The sequence below is a fragment of the Micromonospora sp. NPDC049662 genome, from assembly GCF_040675055.1.
In the GTDB taxonomy this organism is placed as follows: Bacteria; Actinomycetota; Actinomycetes; order Mycobacteriales; family Micromonosporaceae; genus Micromonospora.
Genome location: NZ_JBFAOC010000061.1, coordinates 14,968 through 35,914 on the forward strand (window position 1 = coordinate 14,968; position 20,947 = coordinate 35,914).

Here is a 20,947-nt window from a genome sequence, read left to right on the forward strand (position 1 = left end):
GCGGTGTGGTCGAGGCGGCGGCGCAGGACCGGGACGAACGGTACGAGGCGTACCGCGCCGACCTGCTGGCGCACTGCTACCGGATGCTCGGCTCGGTCGACGAGGCCGAGGACCTCGTGCAGGAGACGCTGCTGCGCGCCTGGCGGGCGACCGACCGGTACGACCCGCAGCTGTCGTCGCTGCGCACCTGGTTGCACCGGATCGCGACGAACGTCTGCCTCACGGCGCTGGCGGGACGCGCGCGCAGGCCGCTGCCGAGCGGGTTGGACCCGGCCGGCGATCCGGAAGCCCCGCTGCTCCCCCGCCTCGACATCCCCTGGTTGCAGCCGTTCCCCGATTCGCGGCTCGGCGATCCCGCCGACGCCGTTGAACAGCGGGCGGGTCTGCGGCTCGCCCTGGTCGCGGCGCTGCAACTGCTGCCCGCTCGACAACGCGCGGTGCTGGTGCTGCGGGAGGTGCTGCAACTGTCGGCCGTGGAGGTGACGCAGATCCTCGGCGGCAGTGTGGCTTCGGTGAACAGCGGTCTGCAGCGGGCCCGAGCGACGCTGCGGGCCGCCGGTCCGACGCTGGAGGAGTTACGCGAGCCGGCCGACCCCGACGAACGTGCCGTGGTCGAGCGCTATCTGGCGGCGTTCGAGGCCGCTGATGTGCCCGGTCTGGCCCGCCTACTCGCCGACGACGTCGTGTTGGAAATGCCTCCGGTGGCGCTCTGGCTCGCCGGCAGATCGCACTATCAGCGTTTCCTGGAACGCGTCTTCGGCATGCGGGGGACGGGGTGGCATCTTCTGCCGGTGGCGGCGAACAGCTCCACGGCCCTGGCGGCCTACGCGCCCGACCCGGACACCGGTCGCGTCCGCGCGCACTCGCTCCAACTCTTCAGCGTGACGGACGGCCTGATCCGGCGATGCGTGACGTTCGTCGACCCGGCGCTGTTCGGCCTCTTCGGACTCCCGCCCACCCTGCCCTGCCGTGCACCGGTGCGGCAGGGGCATCGGCCGACAATGGACGGCGGCGCCCGCGAATGATCGTTACGATCTCCGCCCATGCGTCGCCTCGCCCCAGCCCTGGCACTGGTCCTCCTGCTCGCCGTGTCCGCCTGCACCTCGAAGCCCCCGAAGCCGGCGGAGTTCACGAAGGTCGCCCTGACCGTCTTCCTGGAACACGACATCACGGCGGACCGGAAGACCACCGTGGAACAGCGGCTGAGGTCGATGCCCAGCGTCGAACAGGTGACGTTCGAGAACCGCGAGCAGGCGTACGCGCGAGAGAAGGAGGCGCTGAAGGACAGCCCCGACCTGTTGGCGGAGATCAAACCGGAGTACCTGCCGGAACTGTTCCACGCCACGGTCACCGACGCGCCGATCGCCGAGGCGGTCGAGCTGGTGATGGCCGACGTCGCGGGCGTCACGGATGTCGTCCTCAAGGTCGCGGACGTCGATCCCCTGCCCTCGCGGATCGGCATCGTCGTCCGGGTGAAGCCGACCGTGACCGACGGGCAGCGGACCGCCGTGGAGCAGGCGGTACGGGCGCTGCCGACCGCCCGGTCGATCGCCTTCGAGGACCGGGCCGCCGCGTACGAACGTCTGCGTGAGCGCTGCCAGGGCAAGGGCGACCTGACCACGCAGCTCGATCCGCAGATGGGACACGAGTCCTGGCGGTTCGAGATGCCCTTGGACAAGAAGGGCGCGGGAGTGTCCGAGCTGAGGAAACTCGACGGCGTCGACACCGTGCAGCTCGTTCCGCTGGCGATGCTGTAGCCACGTACCGCCCTCGACAAGGCTGCGAAATGGGTTGTTGGTGTGGCGACGCGGGCCTACCGTCGTGGGGCACTTCCCGGTGCGCAGGCAACGGCTACTTCCGCTTCAAACGGGGAGACGGGGGTTCGAATCCCACCGCCACTTCGGGTGGCGTCGACCAGCGGCCTAGGTCACCTTGGCCCGCGAGGGCCGGTCGCCGTCGCCGCTTCGATCTCGGGAGGTGCGCTCGCCGCACGCCCGGTGCGACGGATACGGCTACTTCTGGTAACGGCCCGGCAAGGGCCTGCGGTTCGAACCCGCGAAGCCGTGTCCACCTTTGATCTCGGGCGTGCGGCGCGTACGCAGGGCGCTCGTAACGTGATCACAAACTCCGTTGCCCGCCCGGCGCCACCGCCGCTACGGTCGTGACCGCACTTCCCGGTGCGTAGGCGACGGTTACATCTGGAGGGGTTCCGGCCCCGGTGAAGGACCTCCGTCGCCGACCTCGATCTCGGGAAGCGCGACCACACGCACACCCGGTGCGCAGGCAACGGTTACTTCGGGATCCGCAGATGGGGGTTCGAATCCCCCCGACACCTTCGGGTGGGTAGTTCAACGGACAGAACGGCGGACTGTTCCGTGGCCGACTCTGATCTCGGGTGTGCGTGGTGGTGGCGCCTTCTCGGCCGACCGACGTGGGGGACGTCATGGCCAAGTTCAACCTCAAGCCGCGCACGAGCCGGCAGCGGCCGGTGACCACCGAGGGCGCCCCCGGTTTCGTCCGTGAGCCGCGCCTCGAACTGTTCCTTCTCGGTGTCTCGAACATGGTTGGCGAGGCCACCTTCTACGAGGGCTCCACCGATCGGGACGCTCGTTTCCGGGACCTGGTCGCCACCGTCGCCGTCGCTGATCCCGACTGGTTCGGCCGGTTCGTGTCGTGGCTCCGGACGGGCGCGATGATGCGCTCGGCGTCCGTGGTGGCGGCCCTTGAGGGCGCCCGCGCCCAGGTGGCGGCCGGCATACCGGGTTCGCGCGCGGTCGTCGACGCCGCGTTGCAGCGTGCCGACGAGCCGGGCGAGGCGCTCGCGTACTGGCTGGCTCGTCACGGCCGGGCACTGCCCAAGCCGGTGAAGCGGGGCATCGCCGACGCGGCGGTCCGGCTCTACACCGAGCGGAGCCTGCTCAAGTACGACTCCGTCGGCCGTCAGGTGCGCTTCGGTGACGTCATCGACCTGACCCACCCCACCGCCAGGGACGAGCGACAGGGCGACCTGTTCCGGCACGCGCTGGATCGGCGGCACCATCGGGACAACCCGGTCCCGGAGTCCCTGCGGATGCTGAGGGCGCGGGACGCGCTCATGGCGATGCCGGTCGAGCAGCGCGGGGAGGTCTCCGACCGGGCCGTGCTGGACGAGGCGGGTATGACGTGGGAGGCCCTGGCCGGCTGGCGACAGCGGGCGATGGACGCGGCCGCGTGGGAGTCCGTCATCCCGACGATGGGCTACCTGGCGCTGCTGCGTAACCTGCGCAACTTCGACCAGGCCGGGGTCGGCGACGCCGTCGCGGAGACGGTGGCGGCCACGCTCTCCGACCCGGCGCGGGTGGCGACTTCGCGGGTACTGCCGATGCGCTTCCTGTCGGCGTACAACGCGGCACCGAGCCTGCGCTGGGCGTACCCGCTGGAGAAGGCCTTGCAGCACGCCCTCGCGAACGTTCCCGCCCTGGACGGACGGACGCTGATCCTCATCGACACGTCCGGCTCGATGCAGAGCGCGTTCAGCAAGGACGGCACGCTGTGCTGCTGGGACGCCGCCACGGTGTTCGGTCTCGCGGTGGCGGCCCGCGCGCAGGCGGCCACCGTGGTGTCGTTCTCCGATCACAGCCGGGTGTTCCCCTCGGTGGCGGGCGAGTCGGTCCTCGCGGCGGTGCGGCGGTTCAGGGAGAGCGGCTACTTCCTCGGCCGGGGAACCGACACCGGGAAGGCGGTCCGGGAGCACTTCGGCGCACACGACCGGCTGATCATCCTCACCGACGAGCAGGCGCACTGGCACGGGTCGGCGGATGTGGCCGCGTCGGTGCCGGCGGAGGTGCCCGTGTACACCTGGAACCTGGCCGGATACCGGGTCGGGCACACCTCGACGGCGACCAGGCGACACACCTTCGGCGGGCTGTCCGACGCGGCGTTCGCGATGATCCCGCTGATCGAGGCCGGGTCCGACGAGCAGTGGCCCTTCTGATTCGCGCCGCGCGGGGGCACGACTGCCCCGCGGCGCGAATCAGGGCAGGAACTCGCCGGTCAGGGCGATGAGGGCGCGGGCTGCGGCGCCGACCGGGCGGTCCACGGGCGTGGCCAGCGACGCGGTCCAGTCCAGGTCGGCGTCGGTGACGGTCAGGGTGCGGACTCCGGGAGCGTCGGCGACGACGAAGCGGGGCAGCAGGGCGATACCGAGACCGTGCCGGACGTGGTCGGCGCCGGTGGCGATGTCGGGGATCTCGATGGTGACGCGCCGGGACAGGCCGGCGGTGGCGAACGCCCGGTCGGTCACGGTGCGGTTGCCGTAGCCGATCGGAGAGTCGATGAAGTCGAGACCGGCGAGGTCGCGCAGCGGCACCGCCTCGTTCGCGGCGAGCGGGTGACCGTCCGGCACGACGAGGTCGATCACCGACCGGGCCAGCTCGGTGAGGTGGATCTGCGCCGGTGGCGTGCCGGGCAGCGAGACGAAGGCGAGGTCGAGTCGGCGCTCGGTGAGCGCGTCGATGAGCCCCTGGGAGCCGGACGGCGCGACGCTGGTGTGCAGCAGCACCCCGGGGTGCCGGCGGTGGAACTCGCCGAGCAGGGCCGGCAGGTGCAGGAGCCGGATCGAGGTCATGGTGCCGATGCGCAGGGTGCCCCGGAGGCCGCCGTGCACCTCGGCGACCGCGTCGCGGGCGTCGCGGGCCGCGTCGAGGGCGATGCGGGCGCGCGGCAGCAGCGCGACGCCGGCGTCGGTCAGGAGTACGCGTTTGGAGTTGCGGTCCAGCAGGGGTGCGCCCAGTTCACGTTCGAGCGTCTTCACGGCCGCCGAGACGGCGGACTGGACGACGTGCAGGCGGGCGGCGGCGCGGGTGAAGTTCTGCTCCTCGGCCACCGCGACGAAGTACTCGAGTTGACGCAGTTCCACGCCCCAAGTATCACTCGCAGCGATGGTGACTAGCGTCAACTTTCGTTGGACGTGATGATCGAGTGGGGTGACAGTGGGCTCATGTCGTCAACGACCCTGCCCTCCCGTCGGCCCGTCGCCCCGGCTGGCCCCGGCGAAGGATCATCCCGCCACGGCCGTGGCTTCTGGGCGATCGCCCTGGCGTTCCTCACCGCGATGGCGTTCTGCACCGTTCCGTCCCCGCTGTACCCGCTCTACATGGCGCGGGATGGCTTCTCCACGTTCACGGTCACGATCGTGTTCGCGGCGTACGCGGTGGGTGTGGTGATCAGCCTGCTGCTCGCCGGGCACGTGTCGGACTGGGTCGGCCGCAAGAAGATCCTCATCCCGGCGCTGGCCCTGGAACTGGTCGCCGCCGCGCTGTTCCTGGGCGACGCGTCCCTGCCGGTGCTGCTGGTCGCCCGCCTGGTGAGCGGGCTGGGCATCGGCATGATCACCGCGACCGCGACCGCGTACCTCCAGGAGTTGCACGCGGCGCACCGCCCCGGCGCGTCCCGGCAGCGCTTCGAGGTGGTCTCCACCGCCGCGAACATCGGCGGCCTCGGCGTCGGCGCGCTGGTCGCGGGCGTCCTCGCCCAGTACGTCGACGCGCCGCTGCGCACCCCGTACCTGGTGTTCGCCGTGCTGCTGGCCGTCAGCCTCGTGGCGGTCGCGGCGACACCGGAGACCGTGTTGGAGCGGCCGGTCCGGCCCACCTACCGGCCGCAGCGGATCAGCGCCGACCACGGCGACCCCGCCGGGTACGTGGCCGCGACCGCCGCCGGCTTCGCGTCGTTCGCCGTGTTCGGCCTGTTCACCTCCGTGGCGCCGGGCTTCGTCGCCGGTGCCCTGCACCTGCCGTCGCGGGCGCTGGCCGGCGCGGTCGTGTTCGCCGTGTTCGGCGGCGCGGCCGTGGCGCAGAGCCTCACCACCCGGCTGCCCGCCCCGGCGAAGGTACGGCTCGGGTTGCTGGCGCAGGCCGTCGGCGTGCCCGTCGTGCTGGTGGGGATGCACACCGCGAGCCTGACCGCGTTCCTGCTCGGTGGCGTGCTCGCCGGCGTCGGCGCGGGTGTGCTGTTCAAGGCCTCCGTCGGCACGGTCGCGGCGATGGCCGCGCCGGCCCGGCGCGGTGAGGCCCTGGCCGGGCTGTTCCTCATCGCCTACCTCGGGATGAGCCTGCCGGCCCTCGGCATCGGGATCGCCACCCGCACGGTCAGCACGATCACGGCCATGAACTGGTTCACCGGCCTGCTTCTCGTCCTGCTGGCCGGCGTGACGGCGCTGTTCCGCCGCAGCTCCGCGAGCCGCTGACCGGACCGGGGCCGGGCCGTGCCCGGCCCGGTCCGCCGCGTCACCGTGGATCGGACCAGAACGGTTCCAGCAGGGCCGGGTCCGCGACATAGGCCGCCACCTGGGTACGCTCCGACTCCGTCAACGTGAGCGCGCGCAGCCGGGCCCCCCACTCGGGCACCCGGTCGGTCTTGCCCAGCGCCACCGACAACTCGACGAGCGCGGCCAGCGCCATCGCCTGCTCGACCACCGGGGCGTCCTCGGCACGGCGGCGCATCCCCGAGTCGAGCGCCCGGTAGGCGGCCCGGTCGTCGGTCTTGAACTCGCGCAGGATCCGCGCGTTGTCCAGCACCCGGGCCAGCCCCTGCAGCTCGGACGACCCGCCGTACTCCACGTCCTTCGGCTCGTCGCGGCGGATGAAGACGATGGTGTTGCCCGACGGGTCGACGATGCTGAACCGCGACGCGCCCGCCCGGAAGCGGGTCATCCGGGGCAGGCCCTTGACGAGCACCTTGCCGTACACGCGGCGCATCGCGTCGGCGAACGCCGCGTGGTACGGCGCGACCGCGTCGACCATGACCAGGGCGCCGCCGGACTGCTCCCGGGCCGGGTCGAGGTCCTTCGGCGCGGGGCCGTAGTGCAGGTCGAACCCGCTGAACCGGAACGCCAGATAGACGTACGGTCGCAGTTGCTCGTAGGTCACCTCGAAACCGAGGGCCCGCCAGAACGCCAGGGTCTCCTCGGGCGCTGGGCAGGGCAGCAGCGGCACGGTGGTCTCGTTCGGCTGGACACGGTCCTCGCTGGACGTCACGGTCACTCCCCCGGTCGGCAGGCCGGCCATTGTGCCAGCATCGGCGGCGGATCACGCCCGATCTCACCTCCTACCCAGGGAGGAGGCGGGCTCCGACCCGGGGCCGCGACCGGGGCCCGAGGTCGGACGCGTACGGCACGGGCGGCCACGAGCATCTACAGGCATGACTACCGTTCTGCGCCGGGCGGCGCGCTGGAACCGCCCGCTGACCCTCTTCGTGGCCGCGTCGGCGGTGCTCGCCGTCGTCGCCGCCGTCGGCGTCCTCGTCGACCCCCGCGTCCTCACCGGGGCGCCGATCTGGCTCAAGCCGTTCAAGTTCGCGGTCTCCTTCGTCGTCTACGGCGCGACGCTCGCGTGGATGCTGTCGCTGCTGCCGCGTCGCAGCCGGGCCGCGGAGTGGGCGGCGGCGACCATCGTCGCGCTGGCGCTGGTGGAGATGGTGGTGATCGTCGCTCAGGTGATCCGGGGTACGACCAGCCACTTCAACGACACCACCGCGCTGAACGCGATCCTCTTCGCGGTGATGGGCGCAGCGATCATGGTGCTGTTCGTCGCGCACCTCGTCCTCGCGATCGTCCTGCTGATCCGGCGGATTCCCGACCGGGTCGCCGCGACCGCCGTCGGGTGGGGGCTCGGCCTGTCCCTGCTCGGTATGCTCGCGGCCGTGCCGATGGTGCTTCCGACGCAGGACCCGGGCATCGAGGGCGTCTCCGGGGCGCACAGCGTGGGCGTGGCCGACGGTGGGCCGGGGCTGCCCGTGGTCGGTTGGAGCACCACCGGCGGTGACCTGCGGATCGGGCACTTCGTGGGGCTGCACGCCCTGCAGGCCCTGCCGCTCCTGGCGATCCTGCTGACCCGGTACGCGTCCCGGCTCGACGCGCGTACCCGCGTCCGGCTGCTGGTCGTCGCGGGCACGGCGTACGGCGTACTCACTCTGGTGTTGACCTGGCAGGCCCTGCGCGGGCAGCCGCTGCTGCGCCCGGATGCCCTCACCCTGGCCGTCGTCGCGGCCCTGGCGGTCGCGACGGCGACCGCCACCGCCCTGGTGCTCGCGCGCCGCCGCCCGGAGCTGGCGCTCGCGGCATGACCGGGGCGCTGTTCTCGCTGACGTTCGCGCTGGCCGCGCCGTTCTGGGCGCTGATGATCCTGCTGCCACGCTGGTCGTGGACGGCCCGGATCGTCGGCTCGCCGCTGATCGTGCTGCCGGTCGTGGTGATCTACGCGCTGCTGGTGGTGCCGGCGTTCGGCACGGTGCTGCCCGCCGTCGCGTCGCCGACCCTCGACGGGGTGCGCGACCTGCTCGGCACACCCGACGGCGCGGCGGCGGGCTGGGCGCACATGATCGCGTTCGACCTGTTCGTGGGCCGCTGGGCGTGGTTGGACAGCCGGGAACGGGGGGTACCGGCGCTGGTCATGGCCCCGGTGCTGCTGCTGACCATCCTGCTCGGGCCGCTCGGCCTGACCGCCTACCTGGGCGTACGGGCCAGGTGGCGGCGGCCGGCGGTCGCAGCCGTCGACACCGGGCACCTAGGCTGACGAGCGTGGCGTGGTGGGGGCGGCTGTTCGACGCGCGGGACGCGCGCGGGCGGATGCTGCTGCTCGACCTCAGCGGATTGGGCTACCTGCTCTTCGTGCCCCACTCCGCTTCCGTGCCCTCGCCGACACAGTGGACCCTCGCGGTGGCCGCGTTCGCCGTGGCGGTCGTGGCGTACCGCCGGCCGGTGGTCAACCTGGTGGCGCAGACGGCGTTGCTGGCGGTCGCGATCTGCCTCGTCGACGACGTCACCATCAACCAGGTGGGCGCGAGTTGGGCTCTGCTCGAGGTCACCATGCTCGCGGGTCGCGCCCGCACGATCTGGCTGGCGGCCGGGCTGCTGACCGTGGTCGACCTGACCACCAGCATCGGTGCCCCGCTGCGCCAGGTCGGCTCCGGCGTCGTCGGTCTGGGCCTGGAGGTCGGCGTCCCGGTGCTGCTCGGCCTGGTCATCCGGGCCAACCGGGAGGTGGGCCGGCAGGCGTTGGAGCGGGCGCTCGCCGAGCAGCGACGCCGCGAGTCGGAGGGCCGGGCGGCGCGCGCCGACGAGCGCGCGGCCATCGCCCGCGAGCTGCACGACGTCGTCGCCCACCACGTGGCGTCGATGGTGCTGCGGGTCGGTGTGGCCCGGCACGTCCTGACCGACCTCGATCCGCGGGTGGACGAGGTGTTCGACGACGTGCACGGCACGGGCACTGCGGCCCTGTCGGAGCTGCGCGGGCTGGTCGCGGTGCTGCGCGACCCCGACGGGGTACGCGGCGACGCCGCGCTGACCGCGATCGAGCCCGCGGCGCTCCCCTCGGCGCTCGGCGCCGCCGTCGACCGGGCCCGCCAGAGCGGCATCACCGTAGAGGCCGACGTCGACGCGGCGATCGGCTCACTCGACGCGGTACGGGGTCTGGCGGTGCTGCGGCTGACCCAGGAGGCGTTGACCAATGTGGCCCGCCACGCGGGGACGTCCGCGCGGGCACGCCTGGTGGTGGCGGTCCGCGACGGGGCCGTGCACTGGGAGGTCACCGACGACGGGGGTGGTGTCGACGGCGACCGCACGTCGACGGCGGTGCCGGCCGGCGGTGGTCACGGCGTCACCGGGATGACCGAACGCGTCGAGGTCCTCGGCGGCCGGCTGGAGGCGGGTCCGACCGGTACGGGCTGGCGGGTGCGTACCGTCCTGCCGAACACGCTGCCCACGCCGGCTCCCCGGGCCCGCGCGGTCCCGCCCGGAACACCCACCCGGAGGCCGGCGTGATCCGTGTCCTGCTCGTCGACGACCAGCACCTCATCCGGGCGGGCCTGCGCATGCTGTGCGACGCGCAGACCGACATCGAGGTCGTCGGCGAGGCCGACAACGGCCGCGAGGCGGTCACCCTCGCGGCGCGGCTCGTCCCCGACGTCGTCGTCATGGACCTGCGCATGCCGGGCGTCGACGGGATCACCGCGACCGGGCGCATCCTCGCCGAACGTCCCGCCACCCGGGTGCTGGTGCTGACCACGTTCGGCGACGACGACCACCTCTACCCCGCCCTGAGCGCCGGCGCGTGCGGTTTCCTGCTCAAGGACGCGCCGCCGGCCGAGCTGTTGGACGGCATCCGGCGGGCCGCCGCGGGCGACAGCCCGTTCAGCCCGGAGGTGCTGCACCGCCTCGTCCAGCGCGCGGTGCGGGCCCGCGTCACGCCGCCCCGGCAGCATGACGGGCTCACCGCCCGCGAGCAGGACGTGCTGACCCTGGTCGCCGAGGGCCTGTCCAACACCGAGATCGCCGAGCGGCTCCACATCGGCGTGACCACCGTCAAGACCCACATCACGAGCCTCATGACCAAGACCGACAGCCCCAACCGGGTACGCCTCGCGCTGTTCGCGCGCGGCGCCTGACCGGCGGCTCCTACCGGCCGCAGGCGTAGCCCTGCATGCCCCTCGGGTTCGCGCCCGCGGCGAGCACTCCGGTGGCCGGGTCCCGGGACACGGCGCAGAGCCGACCGAGGCTCCACGCGTCGGCGAGCCGCACCTCGTGCCCGTACGCCCGCAGGGCCGTCACCACGGCGGCGTCGAGCCGGTCCTCCACCAGCAGCACGCCGGGCTCGCGGTCGCGCGGGTAGAACGACGACGGCACGCCGAGGCTGTACCAGGCGGGCGCGTCGATGGCCTGCTGGAGGTGCTGACCGCCGACGAGGTGACGCAGCAGGAAGGGCACCTGCCACTGGTCCTGCTGGTCGCCGCCGGGCGTGCCGCACGCCAGGACGGGCTGCCCGTCGCGCAGCACCAGGGTCGGGCTGAGCGTGGTGCGTGGCCGGCGGCCCGGGGCGAGCGACGCGGGCAGTCCCTCCTGAAGCCAGCACATCTGCAACCGGCTGCCCAGCGGGAACCCGAGCTCGGGGATCGTGGGTGAACTCTGCAACCACCCACCGCTCGGCGTCGCGGAGATCATGTTGCCCCACCTGTCGACGACATCGACGTGGCAGGTGTCGCCCCGGGTGACCCCGTCGGACCGTACCGTCGGCTCGCCCGTGGTGGGGTCCGGCACGTCGGCCCGGTGGGTGACGCCCGACCGCAGGTGGTCCGGCAGGCGCGGCTGCGCACCGCCGGGACTTCCGGGTCGCAGCTCGCTCGACGCGCGGTCCCCGATCAGGGCCGCCCGGTCCCGCGCGTACGCCGGGTCGAGCAGCGCCGGGGCGGGCACGTCGGCGCTGTCGCCGTACCACGCCTCGCGGTCGGCGAACGCGAGCGTCAACGCCTCGGCCTGGGCGTGGATGCCGGCGGCGGTGGCCGTGTCGTACGCGCCGTCGTCGTCGAGCGCGTCGAGCACGGCGAGGGTCTGCAGCAGCACCGGGCCTTGGCCCCAGAAGCCGGTCTTGGCGACCGTCCAGCCCTGCCAGTCGAGGGTGGTCGGCGTCTCCCAGGTCGCCGAGAACGCGGCCAGGTCGTCGCCGGTGACCAGCCCGGCGTGTGCGCGTCCGCTGGAGTCGCGGAACGGCCGTCGGCTGAACGCGTCGATCGCCTCGGCCACGAAGCCCGTGCCCCAGGCTCGGCGGGCCGCCTCGATCTGCGCCTCCCGGTCCCCGCCGGCCGTCTGCCCCGCCTCGACGAGTCGGCGCAGCGTGCGCGCGTACACCGGGTTGGCGAACCGCTCCCCCGCGACCGGCGGCCGGCCGCCGCGCAGCCAGAGCTGGGCGGAGGTGGGCCAGTGCTCCTCGAACAGCGATCGCACGGCCGCCACCGTCGCGCCGACCGCGCCCACCAGGGGGTGGCCGGCGGCGGCGTAGCCGATCGCCGGTTCCAGGACGTCGGCGAGGGACAGCGTGCCGTGGTCGCGCAGCAGCAGGAGCCACGCGTCCACCGCGCCGGGCACGGCCGCCGCGAGCGGGCCGGCACCCGGGACGAGGTCCAGGCCGAGCGACCGGAAGTGGGCGATCGTCGCGCCGGCCGGCGCGGGGCCCTGCCCGCACAGCACCGTCGGGCGCGGATCCCGGGCGGTGGCGACGATCGCCGGCACCTCACCGGCCGGGCCGTTGAGGTGGGGTTCGACGACGTGCAGGACGAACCCGGCGGTCACCGCGGCGTCGAACGCGTTGCCGCCGCGTTCGAGGATTCCCATCGCCGACTGGCTGGCGAGCCAGTGCGTCGACGACACCATGCCGAAGGTGCCCTGCAGGGTCGGTCGGGTGGTGAACGACATGACAACACCTCACTGGGGGCCGGTGACACGGGGAGGCGACCCCTCGCGGAGCCGCCTTCCCGCGCCACATGCTAGGCCGCGTTGTACGCCTGGGCGGTCACGGTGGCCTTGCGGGGCAGGCCCGGCCGGGCCGGCCAGGAGATCCGCACCTCACGCGTCTCCCCCGGCAGCAGCCAGAGATAGTTGTCGTCGTAGCGGGCCGGAAGGATCCGCTTCCCGTGCTCGTCGCGCACGGCGAGCCGGACCATGGCGGCGACCGTACGGCCCTGGTTGCGGACCGTCGTGGTGACGGTGTTCCGGCCGTCCACGACGCGTACGCCGCTCGTCGACGTCGACAGTCGCGCGCCCGCCAGGGTGGTGAGCGCCCGCATCTGCTCGGCCTTGTCGTAGCGCCAGTAGGTGTTCTCCGCGAGCAGCCGGTCCCGGCCGTCGCGCAGCTCCAACCGGACCAGGTGCAGCCCACCGCCGTCCGCCGACGCCACGGCGAACGCGGGCGTCGTCGACGAGCGCGCCACGTCCACCCGCTGACGCTGCGCGGCGCCCAACGACCGGCCGTTGAGGTCGTACCGGCGGGCGGTGACCGTCACGCCGGTGAGCGCGGCCGTGGTGTGGTTGACCACCCGCGTCTGCCAGGTGCCCGGGTCGGCCTGGACGTGCACCGGCTCGCACCCCTTGCGGGCACCGAAGTAGGCGCCGTTGATGTCCAGGTCGTAGTCGTACGTCTGCCAGACCGTGCTGTGCCACGCCGGGTGCGACATCCACAGCAGCAGGCCGGTGGCGTCCTGCCACAGGTTGGCGTTCCACGCCTCGAACATGGCCCGGTGGCTCTCGTAGTTGACGAACTGCGCCCGGGCGGCGAACTCGTCGAGCGAGCCGGACGCGCCGAGCCGCGTGTCGATCGCGTCCTGGTACGTGCCGACGCGCTGGTTACCGATGGTCGACCAGTCGTGGTAGTTCCACACCTCGCCGATCGGCCACTCGGGAGCGTCGCCCACCAGGTTGCGCATGCTCTCGGCCACCGACACGACGGGCATGCCGATCTCGGTGTGGAAGCCGAACGAGTCGGCCTCGTAGATCGTCTTGTCGGTGTAGGTGGTCGGGTCGACCCAGCCGTACGGTCCGCGTCCGCTCACGATGCCGCTGGCGGAGTTGGGGATGTACAGGATCTCCGGGTGCTCGGTGGCGACGGCCTGCTTGAGGCCGGCGTCGACGATCGGCGGCGGGTCGCCCTCGTTCGCGCCGCACCAGACGACGATGCTCGGGTGGTGCCGGAACCGCCGGATCGTGTCGGCGGCGATGTCGACGTAGCCGGGCGGGTTTGGCAGGAAGCCGCCGGCCTGCCAGAAGTCGTTCCAGACCAGGATGCCCTGCTCGTCGCAGGCCCGGTACAGCTCCTCCCGGTTGCTGCTGCCCAGCCAGTTACGGATCATGGTGAAGTTCATGTCGCGGTGCATCTCGACCGTGTCGGCCAGCCGGTCCGGCAGCACCCGGCGCAGCAGCTCGTCCCAGCCCCAGTTGCCGCCCCGGACGAACACCGGCACGCCGTTGACGCTGATCTTCAGCTCGGTGATCTTGTTGCTGACCGCCTTGACGTCGGTCCACGACTGCCCGTCGTCGGACACCTGGATGACGAAGTCGCGGGCGTACGCCTGCTCCCAGACGATCGTCACCTGGTCGAAGGCGACCGGAGCACCGAGGTCGACGGCGATCCACTGGTTGTCCTCGAACGCCGACGACCACCGGGTACGAGGGTTGCCGTCGACGGCCCGGTCCGGCCCGTTGGAGTCGCCGTCGGACGACGACGCGGTCGCCGTCCGGTGCAGCGCCAGGTCGACGTTCGGCTCGGCCTGCCGTTGCACCGACAGCCCCCACATCGAGACGCCCCACGAGGTCACCCGCGCGCCGGTCCGGACGCGCAGGTGCCGGGCGGTCCGGCTGGCGAACGTCTCGACCTGGGTGGCGCGGCTGCCCAGCGGGGTGTCGTTGCTGACCGACGTGACGTCCGTCCACTCCTGCCCGTCGGCGGAGACCTGGACGCGGTAGTCCAGGGCGTACGCCTGCTCCCAGACGATGGTGACCCGGTCGAAGTCGACGGCGGCGCCGAGGTCGACCTGGATCCACTGGTCGTCCTCGGCCTGCGAGGCCCAGCGGGTCGACATGTCACCGTCGACCGCCTTGGCGGGCACGTTGCTGTCGTTCTCCGCCGACGAGGCGGTCGCGTCGCGGCGCAGCGCGAGGTCCGGGCCCGAGCCGTCGGCCACCGACAGCGCGTACATCGAGATGCCCCAGCCGGTGGCGCGCTGACCCGCCTGGACACGCACGTGCCGGGCGTGCTGCCGGTCGAACGTGACGGTCTGCGTGGCGGCCCCGTCGACGAAGTCCAGCGGCGGCTGGCCGGGCGGGGAGATCACCACGGGCTGGTGCCAGTCGTAGCCGAACTCCCGGACACCGAAGCGCAGCTCACGCCGGTCGCTGACCGCGCGCCCGACGGTGGCGGTGAGCGTCAGGTCGTACAGGTGCGGCTCGCCGTAGCCGTTTGGCCACCAGAGGCGGGGCTTGGCGAGGCGCAGGGCCCGGAAACGCTCGGGCGCGAAGGTGACCGTCGTGGAGGTGTGGGCGGCGATGGTCACCGTCGACTCGACGCGTAGCTTGTCGAACTCCGCGCGCACGGTGACGGTGGTCGCGGTGGCCGTGGCGTTGCGCACGGGCACCCGGATGGTCACCTCGGCCGTGCCGGTGTCGGGCAGTTTCGGCAGCGTGGTCTCGACGTGCGGGTCACCGACGACCACGGCGCCCGTGCTGCGCAGCCGCACGTGGTCCCACAGGCCGGTGACGCGGTCCCGGACGGCGGGCATCCAGTCCCAGCCGGACACCGCCAGGTAGGTCGGCGCGTCGAGGTAGTGGTGGGCGGACTGGAGGAAGGTACGGCCGTCGGGGCCCTTGTCTCCGGGGGTGCCGACGTGCGGCATCGGGGTCACCCGGACGGCCAGGACGTGGTCGCGGTGGCCCGCGAGGGCGTCGGTGATGTCGAAGGCGGCCCGAGCGAACGGGTGCTTGACGCTGCCGACCTGCACGCCGTTCACCCAGACGGTGGCCTCGTGGTTGATGCCGTCGAACTCCAGCCAGATCCGGCGGCCGGCGGAGGTGTCCAGGCCGCGCGGCAACCGCAGCGCCCGCCGGTACCACCAGGTGTGCCGCGACAGCGCCTCGGGGATGCGCAGGTTGTTGAAGCCGGCGACCGGGTCGGGCAGGTGGCCCTGCTCGACGAGGGTGCCCAGGACGGTGCCGGGCACGGTGGCCGGCAGCCACGAGCCGACGTCGACACCGGCCCGGGACAACTCGGCCCCGTCGGTGGTGCCCGCGAAGTCGTCCATCGTCAACGACCAGCCGGATTCCAGCGCGACCGTGCCGTTCGGGGCCACCGTCAGCTCGGGCGGCCGGCCGGTGTTGCCGCCCTCCCAGCTCGTCCAGCCGTCCGCCTTCGGGCGAGGTGCCAGAGCGACGCCGTAGACCTGGAAGCCGTTCAGGCCGACCGGATTGGTGTTCGACCGTTTGGTGACCGTCATCCGGACCCAACGCGCGGTGACCGGCTCTGGGAGCTTGATGGCCTGTACGCCGCCCTGGCCGTCGGTGGTCTCGTACACCGACCGCCAGTCGCGGCCGTCGGTGGAGACCTCGATGCGGTACGCCGTCGCGGCGCTGGAGAGGATCTCGTCGCCGTCGGTGTCGGTGTAGTTGCCGTCGAACGGCGCGTCGGCGAGGGTCGCCTCGAAGACCAGGGTGACGGCCTCGACGCGGCACGGCGCCTGGAGGTCCACCGAGATCCACTGCGGATCGCCGTTCGCGGCCCGCCATCCGCTGCCCCGGACTCCGACCTGGGGCAGGCCGTCCACGGCGAACGCGGCGGGCGTCGGCGCGTAGTCGGTCGAGGAGACCGCCACCGGCCGGTATCTGGCCAGGTCAGTGGTGGTCGACGGGCCGCTGGCCGACGGCGCAGCGGCGGCAGCGACCGCGTCCGGCAGGACGGCGGTCACCCCGACCGACGCCAGCAGCGTCGCTCCGGCGGAGAGGAAGGTACGCCGCGAAACGGGCGATGGCTCGGACATTGCGCCTCCAGGGTGGCAACGTTGTCAGAAGGGACGGGGGTATGTGACAACGTTGTCAGATGGTGGCCCGATGTTTCCCGGGAGTCAAGAGGCCGCGTCCTGTCCATCGGGGAGCGGGCGTCAGGTCGCCGCCCGCTCCCCGAGGAGCGTCACTCCGGGTACGACGGTCCCGGCTCGGTGCGCAGCATCCGCTTGAGCATCCGGTTGGCGGCCCGCATGTCGTCGGTGATCAGACGGGTCCGCACCGTCCCCTTACCGGTCAGCTTGCCGCCCACCTCGAACACCGCGCTCTCGCCCGGCAGCGGCACCGCCTGGCAGCCCGTGTACGTCTCGGCGGGCAGCCGACCGTCCAGCAGGTAGGCGTAGACCGGGTCGTCCACGCACGGGGTGTAGTACGGGAAGACGCCGTGGCTGCCCTCGTTGTCGACGCTGATCATCGACGCGCCGGGCAGCTTCTTCGAGGCCGCCAGCGCGCCCTCGTACGCGGTCGCCACGTCGAGCTCGTCCTGGAGCATCAGCACCTTCGGGAACGTCCTGCGGTCGAACTTCGGCATCCGGTTGCTGGTCGGCCAGTACGCGCACGCCGGCGGGTTCTGCAGGTACGGGGCGACCAGCGGCGCGTCCCGGGTGAGGCGTCGGCTGAACGCGTTCCAGTGCGCGATGCTGTCGTTCCACTGCCCGTCCTGGCAGCGGATCACCTCGAAGACGTAGTCGATGTCGTACGTGTACTCGTCCGTGCCCTGGGGCAGCAGGGACCGGTCACCCTGGGTCTTCAGCGTCGCCTGGGCGGCGACGCGGGACTGCTCGATGTACGCCCGGCCGTCGGCCGTGATGCCCGGCGCGGCGAGCAGCTTCGCGGTCGCGGCGCTGAGGATCTGCTCGGGCGTCCAGCCGTTCCACTCCTCGTAGTACTGGATGACGGTGTTCACCGCCGCCGCGGCCGTCGGATAGTTCTGGGTGTCGTAGAGCGCGCCGAGAATGAACCAGCCGAACATGAACGGTCCCATGCCGACGCGGGTGCCGCCGGCCCGCTCGAACATCTCCCGGATCTTCATCGGGTCGCTGCCCCGGCCGTACAGGTCGTCGTGGCGGGCCATGTACGGCAGCAACTGCTCCTGGAACGCCCGGTCCCGGGTGAACGGTTGCAGGTCCCAGGTCTCCTGCAGCGTCGGCGAGCCGACCGCCGCCACCGAGTCGAGCACCATCCGGCCCGTCCGGCTGCCGAACGTCGCCGCGTACCAGGTGCCCAGCCAGGTGCCGTACGAGTAGCCGAGGTAGTTGAGCTTGCGCTCGCCCAGCAGCACCCGGATGAAGTCCATGTCGTACGTGGTCTGCTCGGTGGTGATGTACTTCGTCAGCTCGGTGCTGCGGCACCCGCGCACGTTGGCCTGGGTGATCAGGTCGTTGGTGTTGTCGGTGTCGCGGTAGGTCACCGTGCAGAGCAGCGGGGTGCTCTGCCCCACCCCGCGCGGGTCGAAGCCGATCACGTCGTACCGCTCGGCGAGGGCGGGCGCGGACCGCGCCACGTACGGCGCCAGCGACAGGCCGCTGCCGCCGGGGCCACCCGGGTTGACCAGCAGGATGCCCGCCCGGTCGGGGCCGGACGCGGCGGTGCGACTGATCCGGACCTGGATCGTCTCTCCGTCGCGCGGGTGGTGCCAGTCGCGCGGCACGGTGACCGTCGCGCAGGACAGGCGTAGCTGCGCCTCGTCCTCGGGGCTGACCTCGGTCAGCCCGCACGGCTCCCAGGCGAGCCGCTGGGTGGCCAGGGACGCGGCCAGGGCGGCGGTGTCCGGCTCGGTGGCCGTGGCCGCGTTGGCGGCGGTGCCGGCCGCGCCGCTGGTCAGGGCCGCCGCGACCAGGGTCACGGCGAGCAGGGCGGCCGGCCGGCGCACGCGGCGTGGGTGGCGCGACCCGGTCGTGGGATGGGGCATCGTCCCGTCCTCTCAGACAGCGATTGATCGAACGGACTTCACCCTGGCCCAGGAGTGTTTCGCCGCCGCCGTCCCGCCGTGACGAAGACCGGTCATGGCAGGATCCGGCCAGTTACAACCAGCCGCGGCGGGTGGCCTGCACGCCGAGTTGGAACCGGCTGCGCGCGCCCAGCAACTCCTGGAGGCGGCTGACCCGACGGTGCACCGTACGGTTGCTGACACCCAGGTCACGGGCGATCGCCTCGTCGGTCAGGCCGGCGGTGAGCAGCGCGAGCAGCCGCTGGGTGGCCACCGTCGGCTCGGCGTCCGGTTCGGCGGTGTCGGCGGTGGCGTGGATCGGCGCTCCGAGCCGCCAGAACACCTCGAACAGCTCGGACAGCCCCTCCAACAACCGGGAGCGGTGCACCAGCACCGCGTCGGCCTCGTCACCGCTGGCCCGGGGCAGGACGACCAGAGCACGCTCGGCGTCGGCGAGCATCATCTTCAGGGGCAGCTCGGGAAAGACGCGCGCCTGCTCACCGGCGGCGACCGTGGCGCGCACGGCCGCCAGCATCGCCTCGTCGTGCAGCAGCTCGCCCTCGTACACGCACCGGTACCGCCGCCCGCGCCGCAGCGCGTCGTACTGCACCTCCTCCGGCACGCGGGTGGTGTCGCGCAGGTACGGCCCGCGTTCCAGACCGCGCACCTCGGCGTGGGCGCCGGCCTGCAACTGGCGGAACAGCTCGCGGACGGCGTCCTTGCCCTCGATGACCTCGACGAACGCGGCGCCCGCTCCGTGCACGGCGGTGTAGAGCCCGGAGAGCGTCTCGGCGGCGGCGCGCGCCCGGGCGGCCTCCATCTCCCGCAGCGCGGCCCAGTTCTCCAGGGCGGTACGCGGTGGCCGGACGTGCAGCACGCCGGCGTCGTCGCGGTGCACGGCGCCGCTGCTCAGCAGGCCGGCGAGCGCGCGCGTGGCCCGTGGCGAGGCGGTGGTCAGGAAGGTCCGCTGCGCCACCGGCGCCACCCGCAGGAGGTTTTGGTAGACGTCCACGGCGTCCGCCGTGAGCGGGAGCGATTCCACGTCCAGGGCGGGCGTCACGGCGGGGGGACCGATCCGCATGCCGGCGATCGTAGAGCGCGTCGATGTCGACGGTTCACGCAGGTCGGAGGGCATTTATTGCGATCATTCCGGGGCCGCGTCCCCGCCCTGGCCGGGCTCGCGACGGTACTTGGGTTGCAGCCGTGCGCTCGTGAACGCCGACTTCACCGCCGCCGTGAGCGCGGCGATGTCGTACGCCCCATGGTGGCGCTGGCCGTTGACGAAGAAGGTCGGCGTGCCGGTGACGCCGCTGAGGTCCGCCGACTCGACGTCCTCGGCGATCCGGTCGACGCCCATCCGCTTGACCATGTGCTCCCGGAACTCATCGAGATCCAGGCCGAGCTGCTCGGCGTACCGCAGCAGGTCGGCGGGGTTGAGCGCGTCCTGGTGGGCGAGCAGCAGGTCGTGCATCTCCCAGAACGCGCCCTGGTCGCCCGCCGCCTCGGCGGCCTCGGCGGCGACCTGCGCGTGCGGGTGGACGTCGGTGAGCGGCAGGTGCCGCCAGACGTACCGGACGTTGGCGAAGTCGGCCAGCAGCTCCCGGACCGCCGGCTCGGCCTGCGGGTGGCCGCGTACGGACCTGCCGCACACCGGCCCGCAGCGTCTCGGTCCAGGTCAGCTCGTCGTCGTGGTCGTCCGGACCGGACGCCACGACCGGCGGCGCGCCGTCGTCCGGGGTGACGAGCGGTGGCGGGGCGACGGGCGGTGGCGGGGCGATGGGCGGTGGCAGGGCGACGGAGGGTGGCGCGACAGGCGGCGGTGGCGCGTCCGGCGGCGGTGGCGCGTCCGGCGGCGGGCGGTGCTCGGGGAACCGGGTGGCGACGGTCGCGGCGAGCAGGCAGGCGAGCACGCTGCCCGCGCCGACCGCCGGGTACCCACCGGCGGCGAACACCGGGCCGGCGAGCACCCCCGTGACCACCACGCCCAGGACGCCCGCGGTGCGCGCGCGGCCGAGCACGCGGGCGTACCGGTCGCTCGCGTCGAGGCGGGCCAACTCGGTCCAGACCAGTGCCTCCAGCGCGCCGGAGACCAACGCGCCGCCGGCGCCCCAGAGCAGGAAACCGACCGCGAAGGCCGGGTACGACGGGAACAGCACCCAGAGCGCGTAGCCGGCGGCGGTCACCAGCGGGGCGAGGCACAGCAGCAGCCGGCGGGAGACCACGTCGGCCCACGCGCCGGACGGCACCTCGAACAGGATTCCGGCGCCCGACCAGATGACGAACAGCGACGAGATCTGCCCCACCGACAGGCCGGTGTCGGCGAAGAGCACCACGTACAGCGGGTAGAGCAGGACGAGGTCGCTGAGGAACGCGTACCCGTAGAGGGTCGCCGAGAGGCGGCGCACCGCCGGGTCGGGCACGCGCGCGGCGAGATGGTTCATGGGGGCCTTCCCGTGGGAGTGGACGCGGACACCGGACGTGCGGTGTCCGCGGTGGCCCACGGGTGTGGCCTACGGGGCGGGATCAATGTCGCCAGGTCATGTCGGCGATGGTAGACCGGCCGCGCCGACCCCGGCCAGGCTTCTCGACGGGCCGAGCGAGACGGGAGCGGGGGGGGAAACCCCTGGTTTAACCCCCCCGGGGCCGCCCGGACGCCCCCACCCCCC

General features: G+C 72.8%; 14 protein-coding genes and 2 pseudogenes. 8 read left to right on the forward strand and 8 right to left on the reverse strand.

Features of this window, described 5'->3' with window-relative positions:
* The first annotated feature begins 5 nt into the window (after positions 1 to 5).
* The 3 genes from AB0J36_RS29115 (at position 6) to AB0J36_RS29125 (ending at position 3,973) form a co-directional block, all read left to right on the forward strand.
* Positions 6 to 1,025 (forward strand): RNA polymerase subunit sigma-70, encoded by a 1,020-nt coding sequence (locus AB0J36_RS29115; RefSeq protein WP_363661396.1) that lies wholly within the window; start codon positions 6 to 8, stop codon positions 1,023 to 1,025.
* A gap of 18 nt (positions 1,026 to 1,043) precedes the next feature.
* Positions 1,044 to 1,757: a permease-like cell division protein FtsX gene (locus AB0J36_RS29120; RefSeq protein WP_357169391.1), complete on the forward strand. Its 714-nt coding sequence runs from the start codon at positions 1,044 to 1,046 to the stop codon at positions 1,755 to 1,757.
* A gap of 686 nt (positions 1,758 to 2,443) precedes the next feature.
* Positions 2,444 to 3,973 carry a TROVE domain-containing protein gene (locus tag AB0J36_RS29125; protein ID WP_363661397.1) on the forward strand — a complete coding sequence of 510 codons (1,530 nt, stop codon included), beginning with the start codon at positions 2,444 to 2,446 and terminating at the stop codon, positions 3,971 to 3,973.
* A gap of 39 nt (positions 3,974 to 4,012) precedes the next feature.
* Here the strand turns inward: AB0J36_RS29125 and AB0J36_RS29130 are convergent, their stop codons facing one another.
* Positions 4,013 to 4,897, reverse strand: coding sequence for a LysR family transcriptional regulator (locus AB0J36_RS29130; RefSeq protein ID WP_363661398.1), 885 nt, complete (start codon positions 4,895 to 4,897; stop codon positions 4,013 to 4,015).
* 81 nt (positions 4,898 to 4,978) lie between these two features.
* On the opposite strand from AB0J36_RS29130, the gene AB0J36_RS29135 reads away from it, so the two are divergent.
* On the forward strand, positions 4,979 to 6,226 hold the full coding sequence (locus AB0J36_RS29135) for an MFS transporter (protein WP_357133172.1): 1,248 nt from the start codon (positions 4,979 to 4,981) through the stop codon (positions 6,224 to 6,226).
* Positions 6,227 to 6,266: 40 nt separating this feature from the next.
* On the opposite strand, the gene AB0J36_RS29140 is transcribed toward AB0J36_RS29135, so the two are convergent.
* Complete coding sequence (locus tag AB0J36_RS29140; RefSeq protein WP_363661399.1) at positions 6,267 to 7,016, reverse strand: glyoxalase; 750 nt, start codon at positions 7,014 to 7,016, stop codon at positions 6,267 to 6,269.
* A 163-nt stretch (positions 7,017 to 7,179) separates the two neighbouring features.
* Here AB0J36_RS29140 and AB0J36_RS29145 point away from each other — a divergent pair, with 163 nt between their 5' ends.
* From AB0J36_RS29145 to AB0J36_RS29160, 4 genes are read left to right on the forward strand one after another with little or no spacing between them, the layout of a single operon-like run.
* Positions 7,180 to 8,103, forward strand: coding sequence for a hypothetical protein (locus tag AB0J36_RS29145; protein ID WP_357398559.1), 924 nt, complete (start codon positions 7,180 to 7,182; stop codon positions 8,101 to 8,103).
* Positions 8,100 to 8,552, forward strand: coding sequence for an ABA4-like family protein (locus AB0J36_RS29150; RefSeq protein ID WP_357133166.1), 453 nt, complete (start codon positions 8,100 to 8,102; stop codon positions 8,550 to 8,552). Before AB0J36_RS29145 ends, AB0J36_RS29150 begins: the two co-directional genes overlap by 4 nt.
* A gap of 5 nt (positions 8,553 to 8,557) precedes the next feature.
* Positions 8,558 to 9,799, forward strand: coding sequence for a histidine kinase (locus tag AB0J36_RS29155; RefSeq protein WP_363661400.1), 1,242 nt, complete (start codon positions 8,558 to 8,560; stop codon positions 9,797 to 9,799).
* Positions 9,796 to 10,422 (forward strand): response regulator transcription factor, encoded by a 627-nt coding sequence (locus AB0J36_RS29160; RefSeq protein ID WP_357133162.1) that lies wholly within the window; start codon positions 9,796 to 9,798, stop codon positions 10,420 to 10,422. Before AB0J36_RS29155 ends, AB0J36_RS29160 begins: the two co-directional genes overlap by 4 nt.
* Before the next feature lie 10 nt (positions 10,423 to 10,432).
* On the opposite strand, the gene AB0J36_RS29165 is transcribed toward AB0J36_RS29160, so the two are convergent.
* From AB0J36_RS29165 to AB0J36_RS29190, 6 genes and pseudogenes are all read right to left on the reverse strand, one after another.
* Positions 10,433 to 12,223: a gamma-glutamyltransferase gene (locus tag AB0J36_RS29165; protein ID WP_357398567.1), complete on the reverse strand. Its 1,791-nt coding sequence runs from the start codon at positions 12,221 to 12,223 to the stop codon at positions 10,433 to 10,435.
* 71 nt (positions 12,224 to 12,294) lie between these two features.
* Positions 12,295 to 16,329 carry a discoidin domain-containing protein gene (locus AB0J36_RS29170; RefSeq protein WP_363661401.1) on the reverse strand — a complete coding sequence of 1,345 codons (4,035 nt, stop codon included), beginning with the start codon at positions 16,327 to 16,329 and terminating at the stop codon, positions 12,295 to 12,297.
* Between the two features lie 149 nt (positions 16,330 to 16,478).
* The gene (locus AB0J36_RS29175) at positions 16,479 to 18,263 is read right to left on the reverse strand and encodes an alpha/beta hydrolase (protein WP_363661402.1); all 1,785 of its coding nucleotides are present in this window, start codon (positions 18,261 to 18,263) and stop codon (positions 16,479 to 16,481) included.
* A 112-nt stretch (positions 18,264 to 18,375) separates the two neighbouring features.
* Positions 18,376 to 19,362, reverse strand: coding sequence for a LuxR C-terminal-related transcriptional regulator (locus tag AB0J36_RS29180; protein ID WP_357133154.1), 987 nt, complete (start codon positions 19,360 to 19,362; stop codon positions 18,376 to 18,378).
* Between the two features lie 63 nt (positions 19,363 to 19,425).
* Positions 19,426 to 19,902: pseudogene (locus AB0J36_RS29185) on the reverse strand (DsbA family protein); the annotation flags it as partial.
* A 229-nt stretch (positions 19,903 to 20,131) separates the two neighbouring features.
* A pseudogene (locus AB0J36_RS29190) lies at positions 20,132 to 20,722 on the reverse strand (MFS transporter); the annotation flags it as partial.
* Positions 20,723 to 20,947 lie beyond the last annotated feature (225 nt).